This window comes from Acidovorax sp. NO-1, assembly GCF_000238595.1.
Lineage (GTDB): Bacteria > Pseudomonadota > Gammaproteobacteria > Burkholderiales > Burkholderiaceae_C > Acidovorax.
This window is the reverse complement of sequence record NZ_AGTS01000078.1, coordinates 37,023-61,341: the sequence shown is the minus strand read 5'-3', so window position 1 is coordinate 61,341 and position 24,319 is coordinate 37,023. Positions and strand designations below refer to the sequence as shown.

At 63.8% G+C, this 24,319-nt stretch carries 22 protein-coding genes; 12 read left to right on the top strand and 10 right to left on the bottom strand.

The window, feature by feature from the left end:
- Positions 1 to 101 precede the first annotated feature (101 nt).
- The gene (locus tag KYG_RS11190; RefSeq protein WP_008905011.1) at positions 102 to 1,151 is read right to left on the bottom strand and encodes a bifunctional riboflavin kinase/FAD synthetase; all 1,050 of its coding nucleotides are present in this window, start codon (positions 1,149 to 1,151) and stop codon (positions 102 to 104) included.
- A 257-nt stretch (positions 1,152 to 1,408) separates the two neighbouring features.
- On the opposite strand from KYG_RS11190, the gene KYG_RS11185 reads away from it, so the two are divergent.
- Positions 1,409 to 1,966 (top strand): HNH endonuclease, encoded by a 558-nt coding sequence (locus KYG_RS11185; protein ID WP_008905010.1) that lies wholly within the window; start codon positions 1,409 to 1,411, stop codon positions 1,964 to 1,966.
- Between the two features lie 115 nt (positions 1,967 to 2,081).
- Here KYG_RS11185 and KYG_RS11180 read toward each other — a convergent pair whose 3' ends face one another.
- From KYG_RS11180 to KYG_RS11160, 5 genes are all read right to left on the bottom strand, one after another.
- The gene (locus tag KYG_RS11180; RefSeq protein WP_008905009.1) at positions 2,082 to 3,392 is read right to left on the bottom strand and encodes a tetratricopeptide repeat protein; all 1,311 of its coding nucleotides are present in this window, start codon (positions 3,390 to 3,392) and stop codon (positions 2,082 to 2,084) included.
- A gap of 127 nt (positions 3,393 to 3,519) precedes the next feature.
- Positions 3,520 to 4,914 (bottom strand): hypothetical protein, encoded by a 1,395-nt coding sequence (locus KYG_RS11175; RefSeq protein ID WP_008905008.1) that lies wholly within the window; start codon positions 4,912 to 4,914, stop codon positions 3,520 to 3,522.
- 88 nt (positions 4,915 to 5,002) lie between these two features.
- Complete coding sequence (locus tag KYG_RS11170; protein WP_008905007.1) at positions 5,003 to 6,118, bottom strand: acyl-CoA dehydrogenase family protein; 1,116 nt, start codon at positions 6,116 to 6,118, stop codon at positions 5,003 to 5,005.
- A 12-nt stretch (positions 6,119 to 6,130) separates the two neighbouring features.
- A complete protein-coding gene (locus KYG_RS11165; RefSeq protein WP_008905006.1) occupies positions 6,131 to 7,312 on the bottom strand; it encodes an acyl-CoA dehydrogenase family protein in 1,182 nt (393 codons plus the stop codon).
- Positions 7,313 to 7,357: 45 nt separating this feature from the next.
- Positions 7,358 to 8,068, bottom strand: coding sequence for a YceH family protein (locus KYG_RS11160; RefSeq protein ID WP_008905005.1), 711 nt, complete (start codon positions 8,066 to 8,068; stop codon positions 7,358 to 7,360).
- Between the two features lie 283 nt (positions 8,069 to 8,351).
- Here KYG_RS11160 and purN point away from each other — a divergent pair, with 283 nt between their 5' ends.
- A complete protein-coding gene (gene purN / locus KYG_RS11155) occupies positions 8,352 to 8,933 on the top strand; it encodes a phosphoribosylglycinamide formyltransferase (protein WP_008905004.1) in 582 nt (193 codons plus the stop codon).
- An 89-nt stretch (positions 8,934 to 9,022) separates the two neighbouring features.
- Here purN and KYG_RS11150 read toward each other — a convergent pair whose 3' ends face one another.
- Positions 9,023 to 9,274 carry a DUF1653 domain-containing protein gene (locus KYG_RS11150; protein ID WP_008905003.1) on the bottom strand — a complete coding sequence of 84 codons (252 nt, stop codon included), beginning with the start codon at positions 9,272 to 9,274 and terminating at the stop codon, positions 9,023 to 9,025.
- Positions 9,275 to 9,343: 69 nt separating this feature from the next.
- Between KYG_RS11150 and KYG_RS11145 the strand changes: the two genes are divergently transcribed.
- The 3 genes from KYG_RS11145 (at position 9,344) to KYG_RS11135 (ending at position 14,001) form a co-directional block, all read left to right on the top strand.
- Positions 9,344 to 11,197 (top strand): M48 family metallopeptidase, encoded by a 1,854-nt coding sequence (locus KYG_RS11145; RefSeq protein ID WP_008905002.1) that lies wholly within the window; start codon positions 9,344 to 9,346, stop codon positions 11,195 to 11,197.
- A gap of 179 nt (positions 11,198 to 11,376) precedes the next feature.
- Entirely contained in the window at positions 11,377 to 12,651 is a 1,275-nt protein-coding gene (locus KYG_RS11140; protein ID WP_008905001.1) for an RsmB/NOP family class I SAM-dependent RNA methyltransferase, read from the top strand.
- Positions 12,652 to 12,786: 135 nt separating this feature from the next.
- Positions 12,787 to 14,001: a fatty acid desaturase gene (locus KYG_RS11135; protein WP_008905000.1), complete on the top strand. Its 1,215-nt coding sequence runs from the start codon at positions 12,787 to 12,789 to the stop codon at positions 13,999 to 14,001.
- Positions 14,002 to 14,221: 220 nt separating this feature from the next.
- On the opposite strand, the gene rpmG is transcribed toward KYG_RS11135, so the two are convergent.
- The 3 genes from rpmG to trxB form a co-directional block, all read right to left on the bottom strand.
- Positions 14,222 to 14,392: a 50S ribosomal protein L33 gene (gene rpmG, locus KYG_RS11130; protein ID WP_008904999.1), complete on the bottom strand. Its 171-nt coding sequence runs from the start codon at positions 14,390 to 14,392 to the stop codon at positions 14,222 to 14,224.
- Between the two features lie 11 nt (positions 14,393 to 14,403).
- A complete protein-coding gene (gene rpmB / locus KYG_RS11125) occupies positions 14,404 to 14,637 on the bottom strand; it encodes a 50S ribosomal protein L28 (protein WP_007859763.1) in 234 nt (77 codons plus the stop codon).
- Positions 14,638 to 14,824: 187 nt separating this feature from the next.
- Complete coding sequence (gene trxB, locus KYG_RS11120; RefSeq protein WP_008904998.1) at positions 14,825 to 15,778, bottom strand: thioredoxin-disulfide reductase; 954 nt, start codon at positions 15,776 to 15,778, stop codon at positions 14,825 to 14,827.
- A gap of 186 nt (positions 15,779 to 15,964) precedes the next feature.
- Between trxB and KYG_RS11115 the strand changes: the two genes are divergently transcribed.
- The 7 genes from KYG_RS11115 to KYG_RS11085 all read left to right on the top strand — a co-directional run bounded on the left by KYG_RS11115 (position 15,965) and on the right by KYG_RS11085 (position 24,317).
- A complete protein-coding gene (locus KYG_RS11115; protein ID WP_008904997.1) occupies positions 15,965 to 16,642 on the top strand; it encodes a Crp/Fnr family transcriptional regulator in 678 nt (225 codons plus the stop codon).
- A gap of 61 nt (positions 16,643 to 16,703) precedes the next feature.
- Positions 16,704 to 19,040 carry a DNA translocase FtsK gene (locus KYG_RS11110; protein ID WP_008904996.1) on the top strand — a complete coding sequence of 779 codons (2,337 nt, stop codon included), beginning with the start codon at positions 16,704 to 16,706 and terminating at the stop codon, positions 19,038 to 19,040.
- A gap of 46 nt (positions 19,041 to 19,086) precedes the next feature.
- Positions 19,087 to 19,719, top strand: coding sequence for an outer membrane lipoprotein chaperone LolA (gene lolA / locus KYG_RS11105; protein ID WP_008904995.1), 633 nt, complete (start codon positions 19,087 to 19,089; stop codon positions 19,717 to 19,719).
- Between the two features lie 93 nt (positions 19,720 to 19,812).
- A complete protein-coding gene (locus KYG_RS11100; RefSeq protein ID WP_034694331.1) occupies positions 19,813 to 21,165 on the top strand; it encodes a replication-associated recombination protein A in 1,353 nt (450 codons plus the stop codon).
- 314 nt (positions 21,166 to 21,479) lie between these two features.
- Positions 21,480 to 22,409: a branched-chain amino acid ABC transporter permease gene (locus KYG_RS11095; RefSeq protein ID WP_008904993.1), complete on the top strand. Its 930-nt coding sequence runs from the start codon at positions 21,480 to 21,482 to the stop codon at positions 22,407 to 22,409.
- A 13-nt stretch (positions 22,410 to 22,422) separates the two neighbouring features.
- Positions 22,423 to 23,499, top strand: a complete 1,077-nt coding sequence (locus tag KYG_RS11090; protein ID WP_008904992.1) for an ABC transporter ATP-binding protein — start codon at positions 22,423 to 22,425, stop codon at positions 23,497 to 23,499.
- Between the two features lie 23 nt (positions 23,500 to 23,522).
- A complete protein-coding gene (locus KYG_RS11085; RefSeq protein WP_008904991.1) occupies positions 23,523 to 24,317 on the top strand; it encodes an ABC transporter ATP-binding protein in 795 nt (264 codons plus the stop codon).
- Positions 24,318 to 24,319: the final 2 nt, after the last annotated feature.

Here is a 24,319-nt window from a genome sequence, read left to right as displayed (position 1 = left end):
CTTAAAAACGGGGCATTCCGGGGCAAGGCCCGGAGCAAGAACGGGGTTGGAGCGCGAAGGATGGCGGGCCCGTCAGGCGGGCGCTGCGAGAAGCAGCGCCCTCAAATTCGGTCGCGCGTGGTCTGGCGCCGGGTCTCGGTGTGGTTGGGCGCATGGGCCGACGCAAAGTAGGCGCGTGCGTCCGCGCAGTCCTTGGCGATGCCCTTCGTCAAGGCATCCAGACCGTCGTATTTCAGCTCGTCGTGCAGTTTGTGTAGCAGTTCCACGCGCACGATTTTACCGTACGCCCCCTCGGGCCCCAGTTCGGCGGGCCAGTGCAGGCAATGGGTTTCGAGCAGCACGCGGCCGCCGTTGACGTCATTCGGGTCCAGCGAGGGGCGCACGCCCAGGTTGGCCACGCCCGGCAGCGGTGCGTCTATGAGTCCATGCACCAGCACGGCAAAGATGCCGCTGGCGGCGGGCTTCCAGTGCGCAAAGCGCAGGTTCAGGGTGCGAAAGCCGTCGCCTGCACCGGCGGCGGTAGCACCCAGTTCGCGCCCGAGCTTGCGGCCATGCACCACATGGCCGCTGATGGTGTAGGGCCGTCCCAGCAGGCGTGCCGCGGCTTCCATGTCGCCTGCAGCCAGCGCCTGGCGCACGGCGGAACTGGACACGCGCAGCCCATGCACCTCGTAGCTGTTCATGCGCGCTACGTCGAAGCCCTTGGCTTGCCCGGCCGCGTCCAGCATGGCGTAGTCGCCCGCTCGCTGGCGGCCAAAGCGGAAATCGTCGCCCACCAGCACGTACCGGGCCCCCAGGCCACGCACCAGCACCTCGTCGATGAAAGCGTCGGGCGACTGGGCGGCCAGCCGCGCGTCAAACGGCAGCACCACGGTCTGCTGCACACCGCAGCGGGCCAGTTCGGTGAGCTTGTCGCGCAAGGTGCCGATGCGTGCGGGTGCCAGCTCGGGCTTGTGGTGGGCGCCCGCGAAGTAGTCGCGGGGGTGGGGCTCGAACGTCAGCACGCAGCTTTCCACGCCCCTGTGTGCAGCCTCGCTGTTCAGCAAGGCCAACATGGCCTGATGGCCCCGGTGCACACCATCGAAATTGCCGATGGTCAGCGCACAGGCATTGGCAATGCCAGGGTGGTGGAATCCGCGAAAGATCTTCATCGGTTTGTTATCTTTTTGATAGCAGCATGCGCAAGTCCATCAAGCGCAGGACGCCAATTTGTCATGAAAACGGAGTATATTGTGACCCACGGCTGGCCCCGCGCAGGGCTGCCCGCGAGACATCTGCGTTCAGAATCCTTTGGGACTTGCGCAAATCGGGATGCGGCAAACGCCTTTTCATTGGGGCCGACCATTTGCCAGAGTCCTGTTTTGCGTAAGTCATGTCCTTGAGTACTTTGTGTTCCAGGAGGCGTGTTTTGAAGGTCTTGAAGCTGTCAGCCCAGGGGCTGCCCCAATCGTGGATTTCACTCGAACAGGCGGTGCTTCACTACGCCGCTGGCGAGGTGCGCTGGGAGTCCGGCGCACAGGTTGCCCGGTTTCGGGGTGGGCACAACGCCATCACGGGGGAGCAGTCGGTGATCGCCATCAACAGCATCATCGGCACCAAGGGCGTGCCCAGCATCAATCCGTTCGAGCTCAAGCCCAGCCTGACCAACAGCAAGCTCTTTGCCCGCGACCGCAATGTGTGCGCGTACTGCGGTGGGCACTTCCATGAGGAACACCTTACGCGCGAACACATCGTGCCGTTTGCGCGCAACGGGCAGGATCACTGGATGAACGTGGTGACAGCCTGCCGCCCCTGCAACCACCGCAAGGGGCCGCGTACGCCGGAGCAGGCACACATGCCGCTGCTGTATGCGCCCTATGTGCCCAGCCTGTGGGAGGACTTCATCCTGCGTAACCGGCGCATATTGGCCGACCAGATGGAATTTTTGATGGCGCACGTTCCAAAGTCGTCACGCCTGCTGGCGTGACGGACCGGACGATGGGATGCGCTGACCGGGCAATCGCACTAAAGCTCTGACAGGTGAGCAGTTGCGTGTCTCGGGAAGGCGAGGCTACCTCCCGCGGTGACCGCGGAATCCCGGATCAAACGGGCTTGTGGGCCGTGACGACAAAGCCTTGCACGGGAAGGTGGTTTTCATGGCGCAGCACGGTTTCTTCCACTTCCACCGCAGCAAAACCGGCGGCCTTGCAGATGGACTGAATGTGGCTGAGCTTGTGCGCGTAACGTCCAGCCGGCAGCAGCACGAGATCCGGTCCTGCCTCGGGGGCCGTTTCGCAGGAGAAGATCAGGACCCCGTCCGCCGCAAGCACGCGGAAAGCATTGGGAATCGCCTCGGTCAGATCGCCTGCGTAAATGAACACATCCAGCGCGGCGATCACCTGATACAGGCCATCAGGCGTTTCACGCAGGGCGTCGTGCAGATTGACGGTGTGAAAGCGGTCATACACGTTGTGGCGCGCCGCCTGCTCCACCATCTTCATCGACAGGTCCACGCCGATCAGTGCACCGTCCAGGCGGCCCAGGCATACGCCCAGCAGGCCGGTTCCACAACCGAGGTCCAGCACATTGATCTTCTTGTCGGGGTGACGGGCAAGAATCTTGTCTGCAACCTGTTTGGGCAGCTGGTACTTCAGGCTGCGCACCATGTGCATGTCGTAGAACTCGGCCATGCCGTCAAACAGCGGGCGCATCAGCTCCGCAGGTTGCTGTGCAGGAGTCTCGCCACGGGTCACCTGTGCGTAATATTGGTAAACCGCGTCGCCGGGAGCCAGCTTCAGCAGTGCTGCTGCGTCCTTGTCGGCGTCGGTGGGCTTGCCTGCGGCGATGCACGCCTGGACACGTCCTACCAGTGATTGGGGGTCTTGCGGATTCTCATCAACCAGTGCGCCCCACAAGGCCAGAGATTCTTCGTGCTGGCCCAGTTCGCTCAGATCGCGTGCCAGCAGGCGTTGCAACATCACATCCCCCGGGACCAGCTCCAGGCCGCGGCGCAGATGGCGGATCGCCATTTCAGAATGGCCCGCGCGGTGGGCAATATCCACCACGCCCGCCAGCACCTGCAGGTTGCTGGGTTCAATCAATGCCACTTTTTCAGCGGTTTCAACGGCTTCCTTGAACTGGTTCTGCCGGGCCAGCAAAAGCGCCAGCTCCAGCAGGCCCGGTCCCCAGTCGGGGGCCAGCGCCACGGACTTGCGCAGTGCCTCAAAAGCACCCTTGATGTTGCCCGCCTTCTCCGCCAGCAGGCCGCCCAGCATGAAGACACGTGGGTCCTGGGGCCACTGGGCGTTGGCTTTGTTGAGCGTGAGGGCTGCGTTCTTCAGGTCGCCCTTGGCAATCTGTTCACGGGCTTTGGTGAGGTGCTTGAGGTTGGGGTCGTTGGCAATAGCGCTCATGGGCAGAAACAGAATAGGCAAAAGCGGGGATCGGGCGTGTGGCCCGAACTGCGGTGGCTGCCGCAGGCGAACTGCGGATTATCCGGGATTTGGAGGCAGCGCTTTTCACCCATTTCGTGGTTTGCGCTCAGTGGCTGAGCTCCAGCATCACCGCCCGCCCCTCGGCCGCAGGCCACGTCTGTCCCACCACACGCTCGCCGTTGAACTCACCCGCAATGCTGCGCACGCCGCCCGAGGGCTTGACCTTGGCTGACGCCACGCCCGCGCCTGGCGGCACACCGGCAGGTACCACCCCATCCAGCAGCATCTTGTCGCGTGCCGGGTCCAGGTAGCCGCGCGGGCGGGTCAGGGTCACCACGCTGTCGGCGCCCTTGTCGGCCTCGGCCATGCGCTCTGCGCGCAGGTGGATGAGGTTGCTGCTGCGTGGAAAGCCGCTGCGGTAGATATGGGTGGTGGCATAGCCGGGTGCGCTGATCACGAACTCGACGGGCGCGCCGTTGGGCACCGCCAGTGGTCCCCATTGGCCATCCGCACCCACGGTCTTGCGCAGCAAGGCATTGCCCGCGCGGGCGCCCGTGGCGGGGTCGGTGGCATACACCTCCAGCTGCGCGCCCGCCAGGGGCAGGTTGTTGCTGAAGTTGCCGGTTTTGGGGTCGGCCGGGTCCACGCCCAGGCCGGTGACCTTGCCGTTGAGCACCACCTGCTTTTCAGCCGCAATGGTGGTGACCTGTGGTGCCTTGCGGGTGATGAAGCGGTAGGTGGCTTCAAACGCAGCGGGGGAGTACGACGTCTCGCGGTGGTCGATGCGCGGAATCACCACGTTGGTGGCGCCCTTGAGTTCGGGGCCTGCGGCGGTCACGTAGGTGGGCTTGCCTTTCTGGCCTATCCACAGACCGTCGGGCTGGGCGAACTTGTCGTTGTTGTCCGAGCGGATCGTCATCCATTTCACGGGGCCGCTCACCTCGTCGCCCGCCGCGTTCTTGGGAGCATTCAGCGCTTTGAGGAAAGGGCCCGTGCCCGAGAACTCGTTGCCTTCTCGGAACCCCGGTATCGCCCACACGCCGTGGTTGGGCGTGCCGCCGAGGATCGCGTGGCTCACCGTCTTATCGCCGCCGCCGTTGTAGATGTGGTTGCGGATGGCGTTGCCGCCGCGCGAGTTGCCCACCAATACCACTTGGCTTGCACCCGTGGCCTTGAGCACCTTGTCCACTTCGGCCTTGAGGTAGGCCATGTGCTCTGCGGCCGAGGTGCGGCCCGCCTGGGGTTTGGCGTCCTCATCACGCGACAGGGGGTAGGGCACGTCAATGGTGTGCAGGCGTTCGCGCGGCCAGCCGTTCGATTCAAACCGCCACACGGTGGTTTGCCACAGTGCGGCGGTGTCGCCGTTGCCGTGCACAAAGACGATGGGCGGCGCTTCGGACAGGCTGGGACCCTTGGTGGCGCAACCGGCCAGGGCCAGGGTAGCTGCTGCAGCGGTTGCCAGCAGAAGAGATCGGCGTTGCAGCCAGAATTTGTTGTTCATGAAGGTGTCTCCGACAAGAAAAAATGCCCGTGGATCGGTGAATCCACGAGCATGGCATGCGAGCGTTACATGGCTGCGTCAGTTCACATCAGGCAAACACGCCTGCGGTGTCTTGCATGCGGGCGGACACTTCGCCCAGATGGTGCAGCGTGTCGCCAAAGGCCACTTCCAGCTGGGTGAGCTTCTTGAAATAGTGGCTCACGATGTACTCGTCCGTCACGCCGATGCCACCATGCAGTTGCACGGCCTGCTGGCCGACAAAGCGCATCGATTGACCCAGTTGCACCTTGGCGCGCGCCATGGCGGCGCGGCGCTCTGCGGCAGGGGCGCCCAGCTTGAGGCTGGCGTAATAGCTCATCGAGCGGGCCAGTTCCAGCTGCATCTTCATGTCGGCCACGCGGTGGCGCAGCGCCTGGAAGCTGGCAATGAACACGCCAAACTGCTTGCGCTGGTTCATGTATTCGACGGTGATGGCCACGGTCTTGTCCATCACGCCCACGGCTTCGGCGCAGGTGGCGGCGATGCCGGTGTCCACGGCCAGTTCCAGCGCGGCCAGGCCATCGGTGGTGATGAGCATGGCGGGGGCGTTGGTGAACTTCACCTCGGCGGCGCGGCTGCCGTCTTGTGTGACGTAGCCTTGGGTGGTCACGCCAGTGGCGGTGCGCTCGACCAGGAAGAGGGCGATCTTGCCGTCCAGCTGTGCGGGCACGATGAACGCATCGGCCTTGTCGCCGGCGGCTACTACGCTTTTGATAGCTGTCAGCGCATATCCATCTTGCGCTGGGGCCGCTTTTGCCTCGCAAACATCCAGGCGGTATCGCGCCTTGCGCTCCTGCTGGGCCAGTACCACCAGGGCTTCACCACTGGCCACGCGGGGCAGCCAGGCCGATTGCACGTTGGCCGGTGCGTAGTGCGACAGCACGCTGCTGGCCATGAAGGCCTGGGCGATGGGCTCCAGAACGATGCCACGGCCCAGTTCCTCGGCCACCACCATGGCGTCGATCGCGCCCTGGCCCATGCCGTCGTGGGCTTCGGGCACGGTGAGTGCCGTCAGGCCCAGCTCAGCCAGCTCGCCCCAGGCGGCGCGGTCGAAGCCGCCGGCAGCCACGGCGGCGCGGCGGCGCTCGAACGTGTAGCCCTTGTCCACCCACTTGCGCACGGCGTCGCGCAGTTGCTCCTGGTCGTCAGAAAAATCGAAATCCATGTTCTTGTCTCCTTAGCCCAGAACCGTCTGCGCGACGATGTTGCGTTGAACTTCATTGCTGCCACCGTAGATGGTGGTTTTGCGCAGGTTGAAGTAGGTGGACGCCAGCGGCGCGTTGGCAGTGACGCCGCCGGGGAAGTTGCCCTGCCAGCCAGCTTCCATGGCCTCTTCGATGAAAGGCATGGCAAAGGGGCCTGCGGCCAGCATCATCAGCTCGGCGTAACGCTGCTGGATCTCGCTGCCCTTGATCTTGAGCAGGCCCGCGATGTCGAGCGAGTTCTTGCCCGATTTTTCGGCCGACAGCACGCGCAGCACCAGCATTTCGAGGGCCACGATGTCCACTTCCAGCAGGGCGATCTGGTCGCGGAAGCGCAGGTCATCCCACACGCCTTCGGTCTTGGCGATGCGCTTCAAGCGCTCCAATTCGCGCTTGCTGCGGTTCACGTCGGCGATGTTGGTGCGCTCGTGGCTCAGCAGGTGCTTGGCGTAGGTCCAGCCCTTGTTCTCTTCGCCGATCAGGTTTTCGGCAGGCACTTCGACGTTGTCGAAGAACACTTCGTTCACCTCGCATTCGCCATCCAGCAGCTTGATGGGGCGCACGGTGACGCCCTTGGACTTCATGTCGAGCAGCAGGAAGGAGATGCCGGTCTGGGGCTTGCCCTCGGTGCTGGTGCGCACCAGGTTGAACATCCAGTCGCCATGCTGGCCCAGGGTGGTCCAGGTCTTTTGGCCGTTGACGATGTATTTGTCGCCCACGCGTTCGGCGCGGGTCTTGACGCTGGCCAGGTCAGAACCCGATCCGGGTTCGCTGTAGCCCTGGCTCCACCAGACTTCGCCGCTGGCGATGCCAGGCAAAAAGCGCTTTTGCTGCTCGGCGTTGCCAAACGCCATGATCACCGGGGCCACCATCACCGGGCCAAACGGCACGATACGGGGCGCACCAGCCAGGGCGCATTCTTCTTCAAACAGGTGCTTTTGCACGGCCGTCCAGCCGGGGCCGCCAAACTCCTTGGGCCAGCCGAAGCCCAGCCAGCCTTTCTTGCCCAGGATCTTGGCCCAGCCCTGCAGATCGTCGCGGGTCAGGCGCAGGGCGTTGTGGACCTTGTGCGAAATTTCTTTCGGTAGATTAGCTTGAACCCAGGCGCGAATTTCTTCGCGGAACGCCTGTTCTTCGGGGGTGAATGCGAGATCCATCGGTTTGTCTCCAAGTGATCCGCATTTGTAGCACGGTCGTTCGTTTTAGTCCTGTCCGGGTGGCGACATCGGCGCGGAGTCTGGGGAAATGCCCAGTTCTGTACACAGCCGCTGCACCGTGCTGCGCAGGTTGGCCACCTCGGTCTCCAGTGCGTCCACCCGCGCTTGCAGTGCGGCAGACGTGCCGGTGATGCCACCGCCGCCACTGCTGGGGGCTGACACACCGGCGCTGGTGTCTACAGGCCCACACATCAGATGCGCCCAACGCTGCTCGCGGGCACCCGGCGCGCGGGGCAACTGCACGACCAGCGGGCCGCCCTTTTCGGCGCTGCGCTCCTGGAGTTCGTCCAGAAATGCCTCGACCGAGGAAATGTCGGCAAAGCGGTACCAGCGCTCGGCGTTGATGCGCAGTTCACCCGCCGTCTGCGGGCCGCGCAGCATGAGCAGGCCGAGCAGCACGGCCGACTGCTCGGGCACGCCCACGCCGCGTTGAAAGTTGTGTTCCCAGCGTGTGGTGCGGTTGCCGCTGCTCTCAAACGCCAGGGTCAGCAGCTTGAGCGAATCCAGCGCCTCCTGCGCTTCGGCGTCGCTGAGGTTCATCACTGGGTCGCGGCTGGTTTTCTGGTTGCAGCCGGTCAGCAGGCCGTTGAGCGACATCGGGTAGCTGTCGGGCACGGTGCGGGCCTTCTCCATCAGCGTGGCGAGTACGCGGGCTTCGTGGGGGGTGAGGGGGCGGATGGCGGGATCGAAGGGCATGAGGAGGCTGTCGGGCTTGGGGTTGGCGCTGCGTTGTGCGACAGAGTATGCAGGCTAGGCGCCCAGCGCAAGCTGCACTGGCTGTGCAGCGAGCATGGGCAACGCCGCCTGCGTGCTCTGTCGCACAACCCTTCGGGCCGCCGCCTGGGGCCGCCATGCTGCGTTGCGGGTTCGTTGTGTGGCTGGGCCACACGGCCTCACCCGCGCCTTGCCTGGCACCCCCAGGCGGTGGCCCAGAGCCAACCCCAAGCTCGACAGCCTCCTAGATAATCCGTGGCAATTTATGAAGAACATCGTCATTCTGATCTCTGGCGGCGGCTCCAACATGGCCACCATCGTGCGTACCGCACAACAGGAGCACTGGGAGCAGCGCTACGGCGCCCGCGTCGCGGCCGTCATCAGCAACAAGCCCGATGCTGGCGGGCTGGTGTTTGCGCGGGAGCAGGGCATTGCCACGGAGGTACTCGACCACAAGGCCTTTGCCAGCCGCGAAGCGTTTGATGCCGAGCTGGCCGCCACCATCGACCGCCACCAGCCCGCCCTGGTGGTGCTGGCCGGTTTCATGCGCATCCTGACGCCAGGTTTTGTGGCCCATTACGCCGGGCGGCTCATCAACATCCATCCCTCGCTGCTGCCCGCTTTTACCGGGCTGCACACGCACCAGCGCGCCATCGATGCGGGCTGCAAGTTTGCGGGCGTGACGGTGCACCAGGTGACGGCAGAGCTGGATGTGGGCCCCATCCTGGACCAGGCCGTGGTGCCGGTGCTGCCGGGCGACACGGCCGAGGCGCTGGCCGCCCGGGTGCTGACGCAGGAGCATGTGATCTACCCCCGCGCCGTGCGGGCGCTGGTGCAGGTGCTGTGATCCACCGCTGCCGATGGAAGCATTTGCTATTTAAATAATAGCTGTTCGCGCTTTATGGATAAGCGCTAGAGCCTGTTTTTATTGAATTTTCAGTCCGGGCCGACATCGTCGCACCGCTCAAAGCGGGGGCGCATCTGACCCTCCACAGACACCCGTTCGAGAAACATGGCGGCGGGCCGCACCCACAGCCCCCGCTGGCCATACAGCGCGCGGTACAGCGTCATGGGCTCCAGCGTCTCGCTGTGGCGCACGGTGTCAATCACCTCGTACAGCATGCCCTTGTAGTGGCGGTACAGGCCGGGCGGAGTGCGGATGAGTTCGGGCAAGTCGTCGTCGGTCATGGTGCAGAGTGGGGCGTGTGAGTGGTTAGGATGGCGGCTGACAAAAACAATCGAGAGTGAGGGAAGCCCGTGGATCAGGCAGATTTTGTGCACCTGGTGCGCATGAGCGAGCATGCCAGCGCCGACAACAGCCGCGCATACCGCCGCAGTGTGGCCGCCTTTGCGGCGCTTGGCTACGTGTGGGTGCTGGGCTGTCTGGGGCTGGCGGCGGGCATCTTGCTGTGGGTGGTACCGCAGATGCTGCAGGGCAGGTTTCGTTTTGCGATGGTGTGGCTTCTGCTGGGGGCTGCCGGGCTGCTGTGGATCAGCCTGCGGGCCCTGTGGGTGCGCTTTGATGCCCCGGAGGGCGTGGAGATCACCGCGCTGGAGGCGCCCGAGCTGTTTGAGGCGCTGGAGCGCATCCGCCGCAAGATCAAGGGCCCGCCCATCCACAAGGTCACGCTGAACGACGAGTTCAATGCCAGCATCCAGCAGCTGCCCAAGTACGGCCTGCTGGGTGGCGCCGTCAACCACCTGAGCATTGGCCTGCCTTTGCTGATGGCGCTGGACCGGCCGCGTTTTCTCGCCGTGCTGGCGCACGAGTATGGCCATCTGCGGGGGGACCATGGCCGGTTTGCGGCCTGGATTTACCGCACGCGCCAGTCGTGGATGCGGCTGAACCACAGCCTGGCCGACGACGAGGGCCCGGTGGCCGCTGCCACGCAGGCCTTCATGCGCTGGTACTTTCCTCGCTTTTCGGCCAAGACCTTTGCGCTGGCCCGCCAGGACGAATACGAGGCTGACCGCATTGCGGGCAAGCTCTTGGGCCGCGATGTGACCGCCGCCGCACTGGCCGAAATCGAAATCCGGGGCGCCGCACTGCAGGCAGAGTTCTGGGGCAACCACTGGTGCGCAGCCGCTGGCAACCCGTTGCCGGTGGGCCCGTATCGCGGCATGCGCCGCTACCTCGCGCAAGCGCCAGACGCGGCCTTTGCCAACGACGCATTGCGCCAGGCGCTCAAACGCCTGAGCAGTGTGGACGACACCCACCCCGGCCTGCGCGACCGTATCGAAGCGCTGGATGCCACGCCCACGCTGCCAGACTGGTCCCGCGGCAACGCCCTTGCCTTGCTGGGAGAAGATGCCAAACGGTGGATCAAACACTTCGACAAACAATGGTGCCGTGACAACGCCACCGAGTGGAAGCAGCACCACGCCTGGCTGGGCCGGGTGCGTGCACGGGCGGATGCCCTGGTGGCGATGGTGGCGCAGGCCAGTGCGGCAGATCTGGTGGAGCTGGCGCGCCTCAAGCGCCATCTGGATCCCCATGCCGATGTGCGAGCGCTGTACGAAATGGCGCTGGAGCGCAGCCCCGAATACGCGCCGGCCCTGTGTGGCTTGGTGCCCTGCCTGCCCGAGGACGACCGCGACGGCAAGCTCAAGCTGCTGCACCGGGTGTGGGAGGCGGGCAGCAATGACCGCTACTGGGCCGCGCGCACCGCGCTGGCCGAGCTGGAAACGCCTCGCTTGGGGCTGGACCATGACGCTGCGGCTTTCAAGCAGTGGCGCAAGCGGCTGGAGCGCGCGCAGGAGTCCGAAGAGCGCGCCTGGGAAGAGCTGTCGGGCACTTCGTTCTTCAGCCAGATCGCGCGGCACGACCTGAGCCCCTTTGAGCTGGCCGAGTTGCAGTCCGAACTGGCCCGCTGCGCGCCGCTCACCCGCTGCTGGCTGGTGCGCAAGAACCTGCGCGAACATCCGCAGCGCAGGGCGTATCTGGTGTTTGTGGAACTGCCGGGCATGGACGATGAAAGCCGCTACCACCTGTGCCGTGCCCTGGAGCGCAATCTGAGCCTTCCCGGACCCGCACTGGCACTGTGGGCGGGTGAATCGCCCACGCTCAAGGAAATCCAGCGTTATGCGTTCGATCCGATCCATACCCGTTGATCGCCAACTTTTTGCTAGTCCCTTTCTCCTTTCTCGTCTGCACGGTGAGTAGCACACGATGATGGAGACTCGCGCAGGGCCCAGCCCAGTGCCACCGTGGAACTGGCTTCGCCAGGCCGCCGGTGGCGTCCCCCTGTGGGGGATGATGCGAAGCGGCTCAGGGGGTGGACAATACGGGGATGCATCCCAAAGTTCTTCTCGACGCCTGCGCCGAACTGATCAGGCTCACCCTCACGTTTGAACACCCCGCCGATGCGGTGGTGTCACGATTTTTCCGCGACAACCGGGGCCTGGGCCCCCGCGAGCGGGCCACGCTGGCCGAAACGGTCTACACCGTGCTGCGCAAAAAGCTGCTGTTCGACCACATGGCGCCCTCGGGCTCGGGGCCCAAGGAGCGCCGCCTGGCCATCCTGGGCTTTCACGGCCCCCGCGACTTCCTCAAGAGCGCACTGACCGACCAGGAAAAGAACTGGCTCGACCAGTGCGACGCCGTCACGGTCGATGATCTGATGGAACGCCACCGCCACAACCTGCCCGAATGGCTGGTCAAGCCCCTCAAGGACCAGTTGGGCGACGGCTTCTGGCCCCTGGTGGAGAGCCTGGCGCAAAGCGCACCGCTGGATTTGCGCGTCAATGCGCTCAAGGACAAGCGCGCCGATGTGCAGAAGGAACTCGCCAAGTCGGGCATCAAGGCGCAGCCCACGCCGTACTCGCCCTGGGGCCTGCGCATTGACGACAAGCCTGCGCTGACCAAGCTGGACGCATTCACGCGCGGTGCCATCGAGGTGCAGGATGAAGGCTCGCAGCTGCTTGCGCTGCTGCTGGACGCCAAGCGGGGCGAGATGGTGGTGGATTTTTGTGCCGGTGCTGGCGGCAAGACACTGGCCATCGGGGCCGGCATGCGCAGCACGGGGCGCCTGTATGCGTTTGATGTGTCGGCGCATCGTCTGGATGCCCTAAAACCGCGTCTCGCCCGCAGCGGCCTATCGAACGTGCACCCCGCGGCCATTGCCCACGAGCGTGATGACCGCGTCAAGCGGCTGGCGGGCAAGATCGACCGCGTGCTGGTGGACGCGCCGTGTTCTGGCCTGGGAACGCTGCGCCGCAATCCCGACCTCAAATGGCGCCAGTCGCCCAAATCCATCGAAGAGCTGGTGGCCAAGCAGACCGCCATTCTGGACAGCGCAGCGCGCCTGCTCAAGCCGGGCGGCCGCTTGGTATATGCCACCTGCAGCATCCTGCCGCAGGAAAACGAGGCGATTGCCGAGGCGTTCAGTGCGTCACACCCTGACTTTGAACTGCTGGATGCCGGTGGTTTGCTGGAGCAGCTCAAGGTCGAAGGCGCCAAGGGGCTGTGCAGTGGCGGCGAATCCGGCACTGTTTATCTGCGCCTTTGGCCCCATGTGCACCAGACAGATGGGTTCTTTGCCGCAATATGGTGCAAAAAGAGCTGACTTGATAGCTTAAAGCCGCTAAACCAGCGCTAAAACTGTGGATGCCCCTGAACCAATGTCAGGTTGCCCACTCTAGAATTGAGCGGTTGCTCCTTTGGTGGAGCTTGATTTCTTTGTGTAGTAAGGCTGTTGAATATGTTGTTACCCGATTGGGCGGTACTGAATGCTGCCATTGACTGGCTGGGGCATGGGTTGTGGAACCTGACCTGGTGGCAGATCGTTCTGTATACCCTTGCCACCACCCATATCACCATTGCAGCGGTCACGATCTTCCTGCATCGCGCGCAGGCCCACCGGGCGTTGGATCTGCACGCCATCCCTTCGCATTTCTTCCGCTTCTGGCTGTGGATTGGGACCGGCATGGTCACCAAGGAATGGGTGGCCATCCATCGCAAGCACCACGCCAAGTGTGAAACCGTGGACGATCCTCACAGCCCCCAGACCCGCGGCCTGGATACCGTGATGTGGCGCGGCGCCGAGCTGTACCGCGCGGAGTCCAAGAACATGGAAACCATCAAGAAGTTCGGCCACGGCACGCCCGACGACTGGATTGAGCGCAACGTGTACACCCGCTATGGCTGGCAGGGCGTGGGTCTCATGCTGATTCTCAATCTCGCCCTGTTCGGTGCTTTGGGTGCTGCTGTCTGGGCGGTGCAGATGCTCTGGATTCCATTCTGGGCGGCCGGTGTGGTCAATGGTGTGGGCCACTATTGGGGCTACCGCAATTTTGAAGCGCAGGATGCCAGCACCAACCTGTCGCCCTGGGGCATCATCATCGGTGGCGAAGAGCTGCACAACAACCACCACACGTACCCGACGGCGGCCAAGTTCTCGGTCAAGCCGTATGAATTCGATATTGGCTGGCTGTACATCAGCCTCATGAAGAAAATCGGCTGGGCCACGGTGAAGAAGGTGCCGCCCAAGCTGCAACTGGGCGATGTGAAGCCCGTGGCCGATGAAAAGACGCTGGAAGCGTTGATTGCCAACCGCTACGAAGTGATGGCGGGCTACGCGCGCGGCGTGCGCAAAGCCTGCAAGGACGAGATTGCCGCGCTGCAGGCCCGTCAGGCTGATGCCTCGGTGCTCAAGGCTGCCAAACGCTGGCTGCACCGCGATGTCGAGAAAGTCCCGGTGGTGGCGCTTCCCCAGCTGGCCCAGGCCCGAGCTGCGCACCCTGCGCTCGACAAGATGGTGACCATGCGTGAGGAACTGCGCCAGTTGTGGTTGAACACGTCGCAATCACGCGAGCAGCTCACGGCGGACCTGCAGGCATGGTGCCGCCGGGCCGAAGACAGTGGTATTGCGGCCCTGCGTGATTTCTCCATCAGGCTGCGTGCTGCACGCGTCTGAGCTGTCGCTGTTGTCGGGTTCTTGCGCCGGGTGCTGACGTACCCGGGCGATTCGGCTCCGAGCCGCTGCAGGGCATTGCGCCCCCAGCGGCCTTTTTTTTGGGAGCCTCCTGGGTCGTATTCCACCGGTCCAATCCTGGGCAGAAATTGCGCGCCCATTAAAAAAAACCGCCAGGCAGGACTGCCAGGCGGCTTTCAGAAGACGAGAAGTCGAGGCTGAATTACTTCAGCTTCATTTCCTTGTATTCCACATGCTTGCGAGCCTTGGGATCAAATTTCATGATCAGCATCTTCTCGGGCATGGTCTTCTTGTTCTTCGTCGTGGTGTAGAAGTGGCCGGTACCCGCAGTGGATTCCAGCTTGATCTTGTCGCGTCCGCCTTTGCTTGCCATGGTGCTACTCCTTAAGCCTGGCCACGGGCGCGCAGGTCTGCGAGCACCGAGTCGATACCGTTCTTGTCGATCAAACGCAGGGCAGCGCTCGAAACGCGCAGGCGAACCCAGCGGTTTTCGGTTTCGACCCAGAAACGGCGGTATTGCAGGTTCGGCAGGAACCGGCGCTTGGTTTTGTTGTTGGCGTGGGAAACGTTGTTCCCGACCATGGGCTTCTTGCCCGTTACGTCGCAGACGCGTGCCATGAGGACACTCCGATACTTTTTAACGGCCGTTCGCTGGGCCCTGAGCTTGTTTGCCCAGGTTGGCTTGCGGCCTCACCTCGCCAGAAAGGGTGGCGGTAACCCGATTGATTTGCCTGTTTCGAAAGGACCGTAAAAACGGGCCGACTTCAGCAAAGCCGCAGATTATAGCCTGCTGCCCAGTTTTTCATCAAGACTCTTGTTCCAGAAAGCGCTGGGCGTCCAGTGCCGCCATGCAGCCCGTGCCTGCGCTGGTGATGGCCTGGCGGTACACATGGTCCTGCACATCGCCCGCAGCAAACACCCCTGGCACGCTGGTTTGCGTGGCAAATCCCTTGAGGCCGCCCTGGGTGATGATGTAGCCGTTCTCCATCTCCAGCTGGCCCTGGAAGATTTCGGTGTTCGGCGCATGGCCAATGGCGATGAAGCAGCCTTGCAGTTTGATCTCTTCGGTACTGCCGTCCTTGGTGCTCTTGATGCGGATACCCGTCACGCCAGTGTTGTCGCCCAGCACTTCATCGAGCGTGTTGAACAGCTTGAGTTCGATCTTGCCCGCTGCGACCTTGTCATTGAGCTTGTCCACCAAGATGGGTTCGGCCTTGAACTTGTCGCGGCGGTGCACCAGGGTTACCTTGCGGGCGATGTTCGAGAGGTACAGCGCTTCCTCCACCGCCGTATTGCCGCCGCCCACCACACAGACATCCTGCTCGCGGTAGAAAAAACCGTCGCAGGTGGCGCAGCCCGACACACCCTTGCCCATGAAGGCATCTTCCGAAGGCAGGCCCAGGTACTTGGCTGAGGCTCCGGTGGCCAGGATCAGCGCGTCGCAGGTGTAGGTGCCGCTGTCGCCAGTCAGGGTGAAGGGGCGCTGGCTGAAATCGACCTTGTTGATGTGGTCAAAGATGATCCGGGTCTTGAACCGCTCTGCGTGCTCCAGAAAGCGCTGCATCAGGTCGGGGCCCTGTACGCCGTGCACGTCGGCGGGCCAGTTGTCCACCTCGGTGGTGGTCATCAGCTGGCCGCCCTGGGCCATGCCGGTAATGAGCACCGGGTTCAGGTTGGCGCGCGCGGCGTAGACCGCTGCGGTGTAGCCGGCAGGGCCCGAGCCCAGGATCAGAACTTTCGCGTGTTGGGTGGTGGACATGGTAAAAGCCTGTGTTTTGCGCCCGCTACGTGGGGCGCTGTTGGGGAAGCTGGGGGTTGAGCCGCCAAGTATCAACCGGCGTTCGCTTGCGCGAGTGCCCCGTTTTCAATCACGGTGATTGTAAGAACCCATTGATAGCCCGTCGCGGTTCCGGTCGGGTCACCCCCTCTGAAAGGAGATGTTTGCATGTCCACGATGTTGTCCAACCTCGACCTGCTGCGCCGGGTGCCGCTGTTTTCACTTCTCACGGTCAATCAGGCCGAGGTGATCAGTGGTGCGGTGATCAAGTGCCGCTTCAAGCGCGGCGAGGCGCTGGTAGAGCAGGGGCACAAGTCCGATGCCCTGTTCATCCTGCTCACGGGGCGCGCCCGGGTCATGGCATCGGACAGCCGGGGGCGCGAGGTGATCCTTGCCACCCTTTCGCAGGGCGACTACCTGGGCGAGATGAGCATCATCGACAACGAACCCCACTCGGCCACAGTGCGCGCCGAGGTACAGACCGATGTGCTCATGTTGGGACGCGCGGAATTTGCGCGGTGCCTGGCGGAGAACGCATCCATGTCGCTGGTGGTGATGCGGGGGCTGGTCAAACGGCTGCGCCACGCCGACCGCAAGATCGAGTCGCTGGCATTGCTGGACGTCTATGGCCGCGTGGCCCACGCCCTGCTGGATTTCGCCATTCCAGACGCCCAGGGCCAGCTCATCATCAAGGAAAAGATATCCCGGCAGGATCTGGCCAAGATGGTGGGCGCCTCGCGCGAGATGGTGAGCCGGGTCATGAAGGACCTGGAAGAGCGCGGATTCATCGAAGCCCTGCCCAGTGGCGCCACCATGCTCAAGGAGCGGTTGAACGCGCTGGGCTAGCAACGCTTGTGCTCCGGTGCCATGCCCCGCGAGGCATGCGGTAAGCTCGCCCGGCACGCTTATGACCTATTCCCTCAATACCCTGAACGCATCGTCCGCGGCCAAGTCGCCGCCCCGCACGGGCGCTGCCCGTTTTGGCCATGAAATTGGCCTGGTGGTAGGCCTCTTGGCCCTGGTTTTCTGGCTGCTGGCGCTGGTGAGCTATTCCGCGCAGGACGCGGCCTGGTCCACGTCGGGGGGCAGTGATTCCCGCATGGTGGCGAACTGGGCGGGCCGCTTTGGCGCCTGGCTGGCCGATGGCAGCTACTTTGCTCTGGGCTTTTCGGTGTGGTGGTGCGTGGCTGCGGGCGTGCGTGCCTGGCTTTCGTCGCTGGCGCGCTGGATGCGCGGCGGCGAGACCGCCGCAGGCGCGGCAAGCCCGATGGCCCGCCGGTCCGTCTTCTGGCTGGGCCTTGTGGTGTTGATGTGCTCCAGCACGGCGCTGGAGTGGTCCCGCTTGTACCGCTTTGAATCATTTTTGCCCGGCCATGCGGGCGGTGTGCTGGGTTACGTCACCGGGCCCGCAAGCGTGAAATGGCTGGGTTTCACCGGTTCGGGTCTGTTGGCCATCGTGCTGGCGGTGCTGGGCGCCGCGCTGGTCTTCCGCTTTTCGTGGGGCCACGTGGCCGAGTTTTTGGGTGCGCGCATCGATGCACTTGTGCAGTCGCGCCTGGCCCGGCGCGAGGTGGCCAAGGACGTGGCAGTGGGCCGCAAGGCGGCGCGTGAGCGCGAGGTGGTGGTGCTGGAGGAGCGCACCGAAAGCGAAGTGCACCACCCCCAGCCCATCCAGATCATCGAACCGGTGCTGGTGGACGTGCCCCAGAGCACCCGCGTGGTGAAGGAGCGCCAGAAACCCCTGTTCACCGAGATGCCCGACAGCAAGCTCCCGCTGGTGGATTTACTGGACGGCCCGCTGCAGCGCCAGGAAACCGTGGCGCCCGAGACGCTGGAGATGACCAGCCGCCTCATCGAGAAAAAACTCAAGGACTTTGGCGTGGAAGTGCGCGTGGTGGCCGCCATGCCCGGCCCGGTGATCACTCGCTACGAGATCGAGCCCGCCACGGGCGTGAAGGGCTCGCAGATCGTGGGCCTGGCCAAGGACCTGGCGCGCTCGCTCAGCCTGGTGTCCATCCGCGTGGTGGAGACCATCCCCGGCAAGAACTACATGGCGCTGGAATTGCCCAACGCCAAGCGCCAGTCCATCCGCCTGTCCGAGATTTTGGGATCGCAGGTCTACCACGAGGCCAAGAGCATGCTCACCATGGGCCTGGGCAAGGACATCGTGGGCAACCCGGTGGTGGCAGACCTGGCCAAGATGCCGCACGTGCTGGTGGCCGGCACGACGGGCTCGGGCAAGTCGGTGGGCATCAACGCAATGATCCTGTCGCTGCTGTACAAGGCCGAGGCGCGCGATGTGCGCCTGTTGATGATCGACCCCAAGATGCTGGAAATGTCGGTGTACGAAGGCATCCCGCACCTGTTGGCCCCCGTGGTCACCGACATGAAGCAGGCCGCCCACGGCCTGAACTGGTGCGTGGCCGAGATGGAGCGGCGCTACAAGCTCATGTCCAAGCTGGGCGTGCGCAACCTGGCGGGCTACAACGTCAAGATCGACGAAGCCAAGGCGCGCGAGGAGTTCATCTACAACCCCTTCAGCCTGACGCCCGAAGAGCCCGAACCGCTGCAGCGCCTGCCGCACATCGTGGTCATCATCGACGAGCTGGCCGACCTGATGATGGTGGTGGGCAAGAAGATCGAAGAGCTGATCGCCCGCCTCGCGCAAAAGGCGCGCGCCGCCGGCATCCACCTGATCCTGGCCACCCAGCGCCCCAGCGTCGACGTGATCACGGGGCTGATCAAGGCCAACATTCCCACCCGCATCGCGTTCTCGGTGGGCTCCAAGATCGACAGCCGCACCATCCTCGACCAGATGGGCGCCGAAGCGCTGCTGGGCATGGGCGACATGCTCTACATGGCCAGCGGCACGGGCCTGCCGATCCGGGTGCACGGCGCCTTTGTGTCGGACGACGAAGTACACCGTGTCGTCAGTTACCTCAAGGAACAAGGGGAGCCGGACTACATAGAAGGCGTGCTCGAAGGCGGAACTGTGGATGGCGAGGGTGATCTGTCAGGGGAAGGCGGCGGTGGTGAAGGCGGCGAAAAGGACCCCATGTACGACCAGGCCGTCGAAGTGGTGCTCAAGGACCGCAAGGCGAGCATCTCGTACGTGCAGCGCAAGCTGCGCATTGGCTACAACCGCTCGGCGCGGCTGCTGGAAGACATGGAAAAGGCAGGCCTCGTGAGTGGCCTGACCACCAGCGGTCAGCGCGAAGTGCTGGTTCCCGCGCGCAGCGAATGACAAGGGCAGGGCGATGAGCCCAGCCCGTGCCCCACAGGAGTTCCTTATGAAAAAGACCTTTACTGCAATTTTGATAGCTGCCAGCGCAACACTGGCCAGCGCTGATGGCTTGAAAAGCCTTGAATCGTTCATGAAGGGCGCACAAACGGGCAAGGCGGATTTCACGCAGACCGTGACTTCGCCCCCCAAGGACGGCCAGACCGCGCGCACCAAGACATCAAGCGGCAGTTTTGAATTCCAGCGCCCCGGGCGTTTCAAGTTCACCTACAAGAAGCCGTTTGAGCAGACCATCGTGGCCGACGGCCAGACCCTGTGGCTGTATGACGTGGACCTGAACCAGGTCACCCAGCGCTCGCAGTCCCAGGCGCTGGGCAGCACGCCCGCCGCGCTGCTGGCGTCGGCACCCGACCTGTCGGCGCTGAAGGCCGAGTTCACGCTCGAAGCAGCGCCCGAGCAGGATGGCCTGCAATGGGTGTTGGCCAGCCCCAAGACCAAGGACGGCCAGCTCAGGAGTGTGCGGGTAGGTTTTGCGGGCGACCAGCTGGCGGCGCTGGACATTCTGGACAGCTTTGGCCAGCGCTCGATGATTCGTTTCACCGGCATGCAGGCCAACGCCGCACTGCCCGCCAGCACCTTCCAGTTCAAGCCGCCTGCCGGAGCGGATGTGGTCAAGCAGTAGTTTGCTGCGAAAAGAATAGCTGCAAGCGCTTGATGGTAAAGCGCTAGAGGCCATTTAGGCTTGAAAACCAGCGTGATGTAACAGGACATGAACATGGCAGCACGCAGTGCCTCCGCAGCACCTTCACCGGCCCAATCCTCGGCCCATCAGCCCCTGGCCGAGCGGCTGCGCCCGCGCACGCTGGGCGAGGTGATTGGTCAGCAGCATGTGCTGGGCCCGGGCATGCCGCTGCGTCTGGCGTTCGAATCAGGCCGCCCGCACAGCTGCATCCTCTGGGGCCCGCCGGGTGTGGGCAAGACAACCATCGCGCGGCTCATGGCCGATGCTTTTGACGCGCAGTTCATCAGCATCAGTGCCGTGCTGGGCGGGGTCAAGGACATCCGCGAAGCGGTCGAACGCGCCGAGGCCGCGCGTGATGGTCTGATGCATCAGCGCACGATCGTCTTCGTGGATGAAGTGCACCGCTTCAACAAGAGCCAGCAAGATGCCTTCTTGCCGCATGTGGAGAGCGGGCTGTTCACCTTCATTGGCGCCACCACCGAAAACCCGTCGTTCGAGGTGAACTCCGCGCTGCTGTCGCGCGCTGCGGTTTACGTTCTGCAGCCGCTGTCCGAGCAGGATTTGAAGCAAATTGTGGCCCTGGCGCAGGCAGAGAAAGCGCTGCCAGCTATCGAAAATGTAGCAATCGACCGCCTGGTGGCCTACGCCGATGGCGACGCGCGGCGCCTGCTCAACACGCTGGAAACCCTGGCCATGGCGGCCACGCAGGAGAAGCTGTCCGAGATCACCGACGCCTGGCTGCTCAAGGTGCTGGGCGAGCGCATGCGCCGTTATGACAAGGGCGGCGAGCAGTTCTATGACACCATCAGCGCGCTGCACAAGTCGGTGCGCGGCTCCGACCCTGACGCCGCGCTGTATTGGCTGGTGCGCATGCTCGACGGCGGCGCCGACCCGCGCTACATGGCGCGCCGCCTGGTGCGCATGGCCAGCGAGGACATCGGCCTGGCCGACCCGCGTGCGCTGCGCCTGGCGCTGGACGCGACCGAGGTGTACGAACGCCTGGGCAGCCCCGAGGGCGAGCTCGCACTGGCCGAGTGCGTGGTGTACCTGGCGGTGGCGCCCAAATCCAACGCCGTCTACAAGGCCTACAACGCCGCCCGCGCCTGGGTGAAGCAGGATGGCACTCGCCCGGTGCCCATGCACCTGCGCAATGCGCCCACCAAGCTCATGAAACAGCTCGACTATGGCAAGGGCTACCGCTACGCGCACGATGAGGAAGGCGGCTTCGCGGCGGGCGAAAACTACCTGCCCGAAGGCATGCCGGAGCCAGGTTTCTATCAGCCAGTGGAGCGCGGGCTCGAAATCAAGATTGCACAGAAGTTGCGTGAGCTGCGCGGGCGCAATGTCCTGGCCGATCGTGCGGACGGGCCGACCGAGTCGTCCTGATCCCTTGCCCAAGGGCCCGGGCAGCCTGCTTCATGCTGATATGGCATGAAACAGGTAATAAGTTTGCACATCAATTTTCCTGCTTGCATCATGCAAGCTTATGAATTGCGTTGCCCTCTGATGCGGCGCCAACCCGAGGGAAAACCCCGCCCGGCATGCCGGGGGGCGCTTGTGACTACTCGCTACAATCCCGTCCACAAACCCGCACAGCTGCATTTCTGGCGGGTTTTTTGCTACATGGCAGGCGGGCCCACAAGGCTGTACCGATTCCGGTGCCAATGCGGTGGGTACGTCACAAACGAAGGACTTCTCTTATGGACATTTTGCTGCAACAGATCATCAACGGTCTGGTACTGGGCAGCATGTACGCCTTGATAGCCTTGGGCTACACCATGGTGTACGGCATTATTCAGCTGATCAATTTTGCCCACGGCGAGGTGCTCATGATCGGCGCCCTGACCAGTTGGAGCTGCATAGGAATGATGCAGGCGGCCATGCCCGGCGCCCCCGGCTGGCTCATCCTGCTGCTGGCCACCCTGATTGCGTGCGTGGTCGCTGCAACGCTCAATTTCGTGATCGAGAAAGTGGCTTATCGCCCCCTTCGCAACAGCCCCCGTCTCGCCCCCCTGATCACGGCGATCGGCATGTCGATCCTGCTGCAGACGCTGGCCATGATCATCTGGAAGCCCAACTACAAGCCGTATCCGACGATGCTGCCCAGCTCGCCCTTTGAAATCGGCGGCGCGTACATCACCCCTACGCAGATCCTGATCCTGGGCGTCACGGCCATCTCGCTGGCGCTGCTGGTGTACCTGGTGAACCACACCAACTTGGGGCGTGCCATGCGTGCCACGGCAGAAAACCCCCGCGTGGCCTCCCTGATGGGTGTGAAGCCCGACATGGTGATCTCGGCCACCTTCATCATTGGCGCCATCCTGGCGGCCATCGCCGGCATCATGTATGCCTCCAACTACGGCACCGCACAGCACACCATGGGCTTTTTGCCCGGGCTCAAGGCCTTCACGGCAGCGGTGTTCGGCGGCATCGGCAACCTGGCCGGGGCGGTGGTGGGCGGCATCCTGCTGGGCCTGATCGAAGCCATTGGCTCGGGCTACATCGGCACGCTCACGGGCGGCCTGCTCGGCAGCCACTACACCGACATCTTTGCGTTCATCGTGCTCATCATCATCCTGACGCTGCGCCCCTCGGGCCTGCTGGGTGAGCGTGTGGCCGATCGCGCCTGAGGAGCCTCACACCATGAAGAACACCAAAACCAACTGGATCATCGGCGCCGTGGCGCTGCTGGTGCTGCCGCTGATCCTGCAATCCTTCGGCAACGCCTGGGTGCGCATTGCCGACCTGGCGCTGCTGTACGTGCTGCTGGCCCTGGGCCTGAACATCGTGGTGGGCTACGCCGGCCTGCTCGATCTGGGCTACGTGGCGTTCTACGCCGTGGGCGCCTACCTGTTTGCCCTGATGGCCTCGCCGCACCTGGCGGACAACTTTGCGGCCTTTGCGGCCATGTTCCCTGATGGCCTGCACACCTCGTTGTGGCTGGTGATACCGGTAGCAGCGTTATTAGCGGCGTTCTTCGGGGCCTTGCTCGGGGCGCCCACGCTCAAGCTGCGCGGCGACTACCTGGCCATCGTGACGCTGGGCTTCGGCGAAATCATCCGCATCTTCCTGAACAACCTGGACCACCCTGTCAACCTGACCAACGGCCCCAAGGGCGTGGGCCAGATCGACTCGGTCAAGATTTTCGGGCTGGACCTCGGCAAGCGCCTGGAGGTGTTCGGCTTTGACATCAGCTCGGTGACCCTCTATTACTACCTGTTCCTGGTGCTGGTAGTGGTCTCCGTCATCATCTGCTACCGCCTGCAGGATTCGCGCGTGGGCCGCGCCTGGATGGCCATCCGTGAGGACGAGATCGCCGCCAAGGCCATGGGCATCAACACCCGCAACATGAAGCTGCTGGCGTTTGCCATGGGCGCATCGTTTGGTGGTGTGTCGGGCGCCATGTTCGGCGCGTTCCAGGGCTTTGTGTCGCCTGAGTCGTTCAGCCTGATGGAGTCGGTCATGATCGTCGCCATGGTGGTGCTGGGTGGCATTGGCCATATTCCCGGCGTGATCCTGGGGGCCGTGCTGCTGTCGGCCCTGCCCGAGGTGCTGCGCTACGTGGCCGGCCCGCTGCAGGCCATGACGGACGGTCGCCTCGACTCCGCCATCCTGCGCCAGCTGCTGATTGCGCTGGCCATGATCATCATCATGCTGATGCGCCCCCGTGGTCTGTGGCCTGCGCCCGACCATGGCAAGAGCCTGACGCAGAAGACCTGAACACCGCAGAAAGTTAGAACAACATGGCAGAGAACATTCAGAAATCGGCCAGCGACGTGGTGCTGCGGGTGGCCGGCATTTCCAAGCGCTTTGGTGGCCTGCAGGCCCTCTCCGATGTGGGCATCACCATTGAGCGCGGCCAGGTGTACGGCCTGATCGGCCCCAATGGCGCGGGCAAGACCACCTTCTTCAACGTGATCACCGGCCTGTACACGCCCGACAGCGGCACCTTCGAGCTGGCGGGCAAGCCCTACGAGCCCACGGCCGTGCACGAGGTGGCCAAGGCGGGCATTGCCCGCACGTTCCAGAACATCCGTCTGTTTTCGGACATGACCGCGCTGGAAAACGTGATGGTGGGCCGCCACATCCGCACCAAGTCCGGCCTGCTGGGCGCCGTGCTGCGCACCAAGTCCTTCAAGGAAGAAGAGGCCGCCATCGCCAAGCGCGCGCAAGAGCTGCTGGATTACGTCGGCATCGGCAAGTTTGCCGACTACAAGGCGCGTACCCTGAGCTATGGCGACCAGCGCCGCCTGGAGATCGCCCGGGCCCTGGCCACCGATCCGCAACTGATTGCGCTGGACGAGCCCGCCGCTGGCATGAACGCGACCGAGAAGGTGCTGCTGCGCGAACTGATCGACCGCATCCGCAACGACAACCGCACCATCCTGCTCATCGAGCACGACGTGAAACTGGTGATGGGCCTGTGCGACCGCGTGACGGTGCTCGACTACGGCAAGCAGATCGCAGAAGGCACGCCCGCCACCGTGCAGAAGAACGAAAAAGTGATTGAGGCCTATCTGGGCACCGGAGGACATTGAGA

Bases quoted from the DNA above. Each gene is read 5' to 3' on its own strand.
- KYG_RS11190 (WP_008905011.1), bottom strand. From the start codon at position 1,151: ATGAAGATCTTTCGCGGATTCCACCACCCTGGCATTGCCAATGCCTGT.
- KYG_RS11180 (WP_008905009.1), bottom strand. From the start codon at position 3,392: ATGAGCGCTATTGCCAACGACCCCAACCTCAAGCACCTCACCAAAGCC.
- KYG_RS11175 (WP_008905008.1), bottom strand. From the start codon at position 4,914: ATGAACAACAAATTCTGGCTGCAACGCCGATCTCTTCTGCTGGCAACC.
- KYG_RS11170 (WP_008905007.1), bottom strand. From the start codon at position 6,118: ATGGATTTCGATTTTTCTGACGACCAGGAGCAACTGCGCGACGCCGTG.
- KYG_RS11165 (WP_008905006.1), bottom strand. From the start codon at position 7,312: ATGGATCTCGCATTCACCCCCGAAGAACAGGCGTTCCGCGAAGAAATT.
- KYG_RS11160 (WP_008905005.1), bottom strand. From the start codon at position 8,068: ATGCCCTTCGATCCCGCCATCCGCCCCCTCACCCCCCACGAAGCCCGC.
- purN (WP_008905004.1), top strand. From the start codon at position 8,352: ATGAAGAACATCGTCATTCTGATCTCTGGCGGCGGCTCCAACATGGCC.
- KYG_RS11150 (WP_008905003.1), bottom strand. From the start codon at position 9,274: ATGACCGACGACGACTTGCCCGAACTCATCCGCACTCCGCCCGGCCTG.
- KYG_RS11140 (WP_008905001.1), top strand. From the start codon at position 11,377: ATGCATCCCAAAGTTCTTCTCGACGCCTGCGCCGAACTGATCAGGCTC.
- KYG_RS11135 (WP_008905000.1), top strand. From the start codon at position 12,787: ATGTTGTTACCCGATTGGGCGGTACTGAATGCTGCCATTGACTGGCTG.
- rpmG (WP_008904999.1), bottom strand. From the start codon at position 14,392: ATGGCAAGCAAAGGCGGACGCGACAAGATCAAGCTGGAATCCACTGCG.
- rpmB (WP_007859763.1), bottom strand. From the start codon at position 14,637: ATGGCACGCGTCTGCGACGTAACGGGCAAGAAGCCCATGGTCGGGAAC.
- trxB (WP_008904998.1), bottom strand. From the start codon at position 15,778: ATGTCCACCACCCAACACGCGAAAGTTCTGATCCTGGGCTCGGGCCCT.
- KYG_RS11115 (WP_008904997.1), top strand. From the start codon at position 15,965: ATGTCCACGATGTTGTCCAACCTCGACCTGCTGCGCCGGGTGCCGCTG.
- KYG_RS11110 (WP_008904996.1), top strand. From the start codon at position 16,704: ATGACCTATTCCCTCAATACCCTGAACGCATCGTCCGCGGCCAAGTCG.
- lolA (WP_008904995.1), top strand. From the start codon at position 19,087: ATGAAAAAGACCTTTACTGCAATTTTGATAGCTGCCAGCGCAACACTG.
- KYG_RS11100 (WP_034694331.1), top strand. From the start codon at position 19,813: ATGGCAGCACGCAGTGCCTCCGCAGCACCTTCACCGGCCCAATCCTCG.
- KYG_RS11095 (WP_008904993.1), top strand. From the start codon at position 21,480: ATGGACATTTTGCTGCAACAGATCATCAACGGTCTGGTACTGGGCAGC.
- KYG_RS11090 (WP_008904992.1), top strand. From the start codon at position 22,423: ATGAAGAACACCAAAACCAACTGGATCATCGGCGCCGTGGCGCTGCTG.
- KYG_RS11085 (WP_008904991.1), top strand. From the start codon at position 23,523: ATGGCAGAGAACATTCAGAAATCGGCCAGCGACGTGGTGCTGCGGGTG.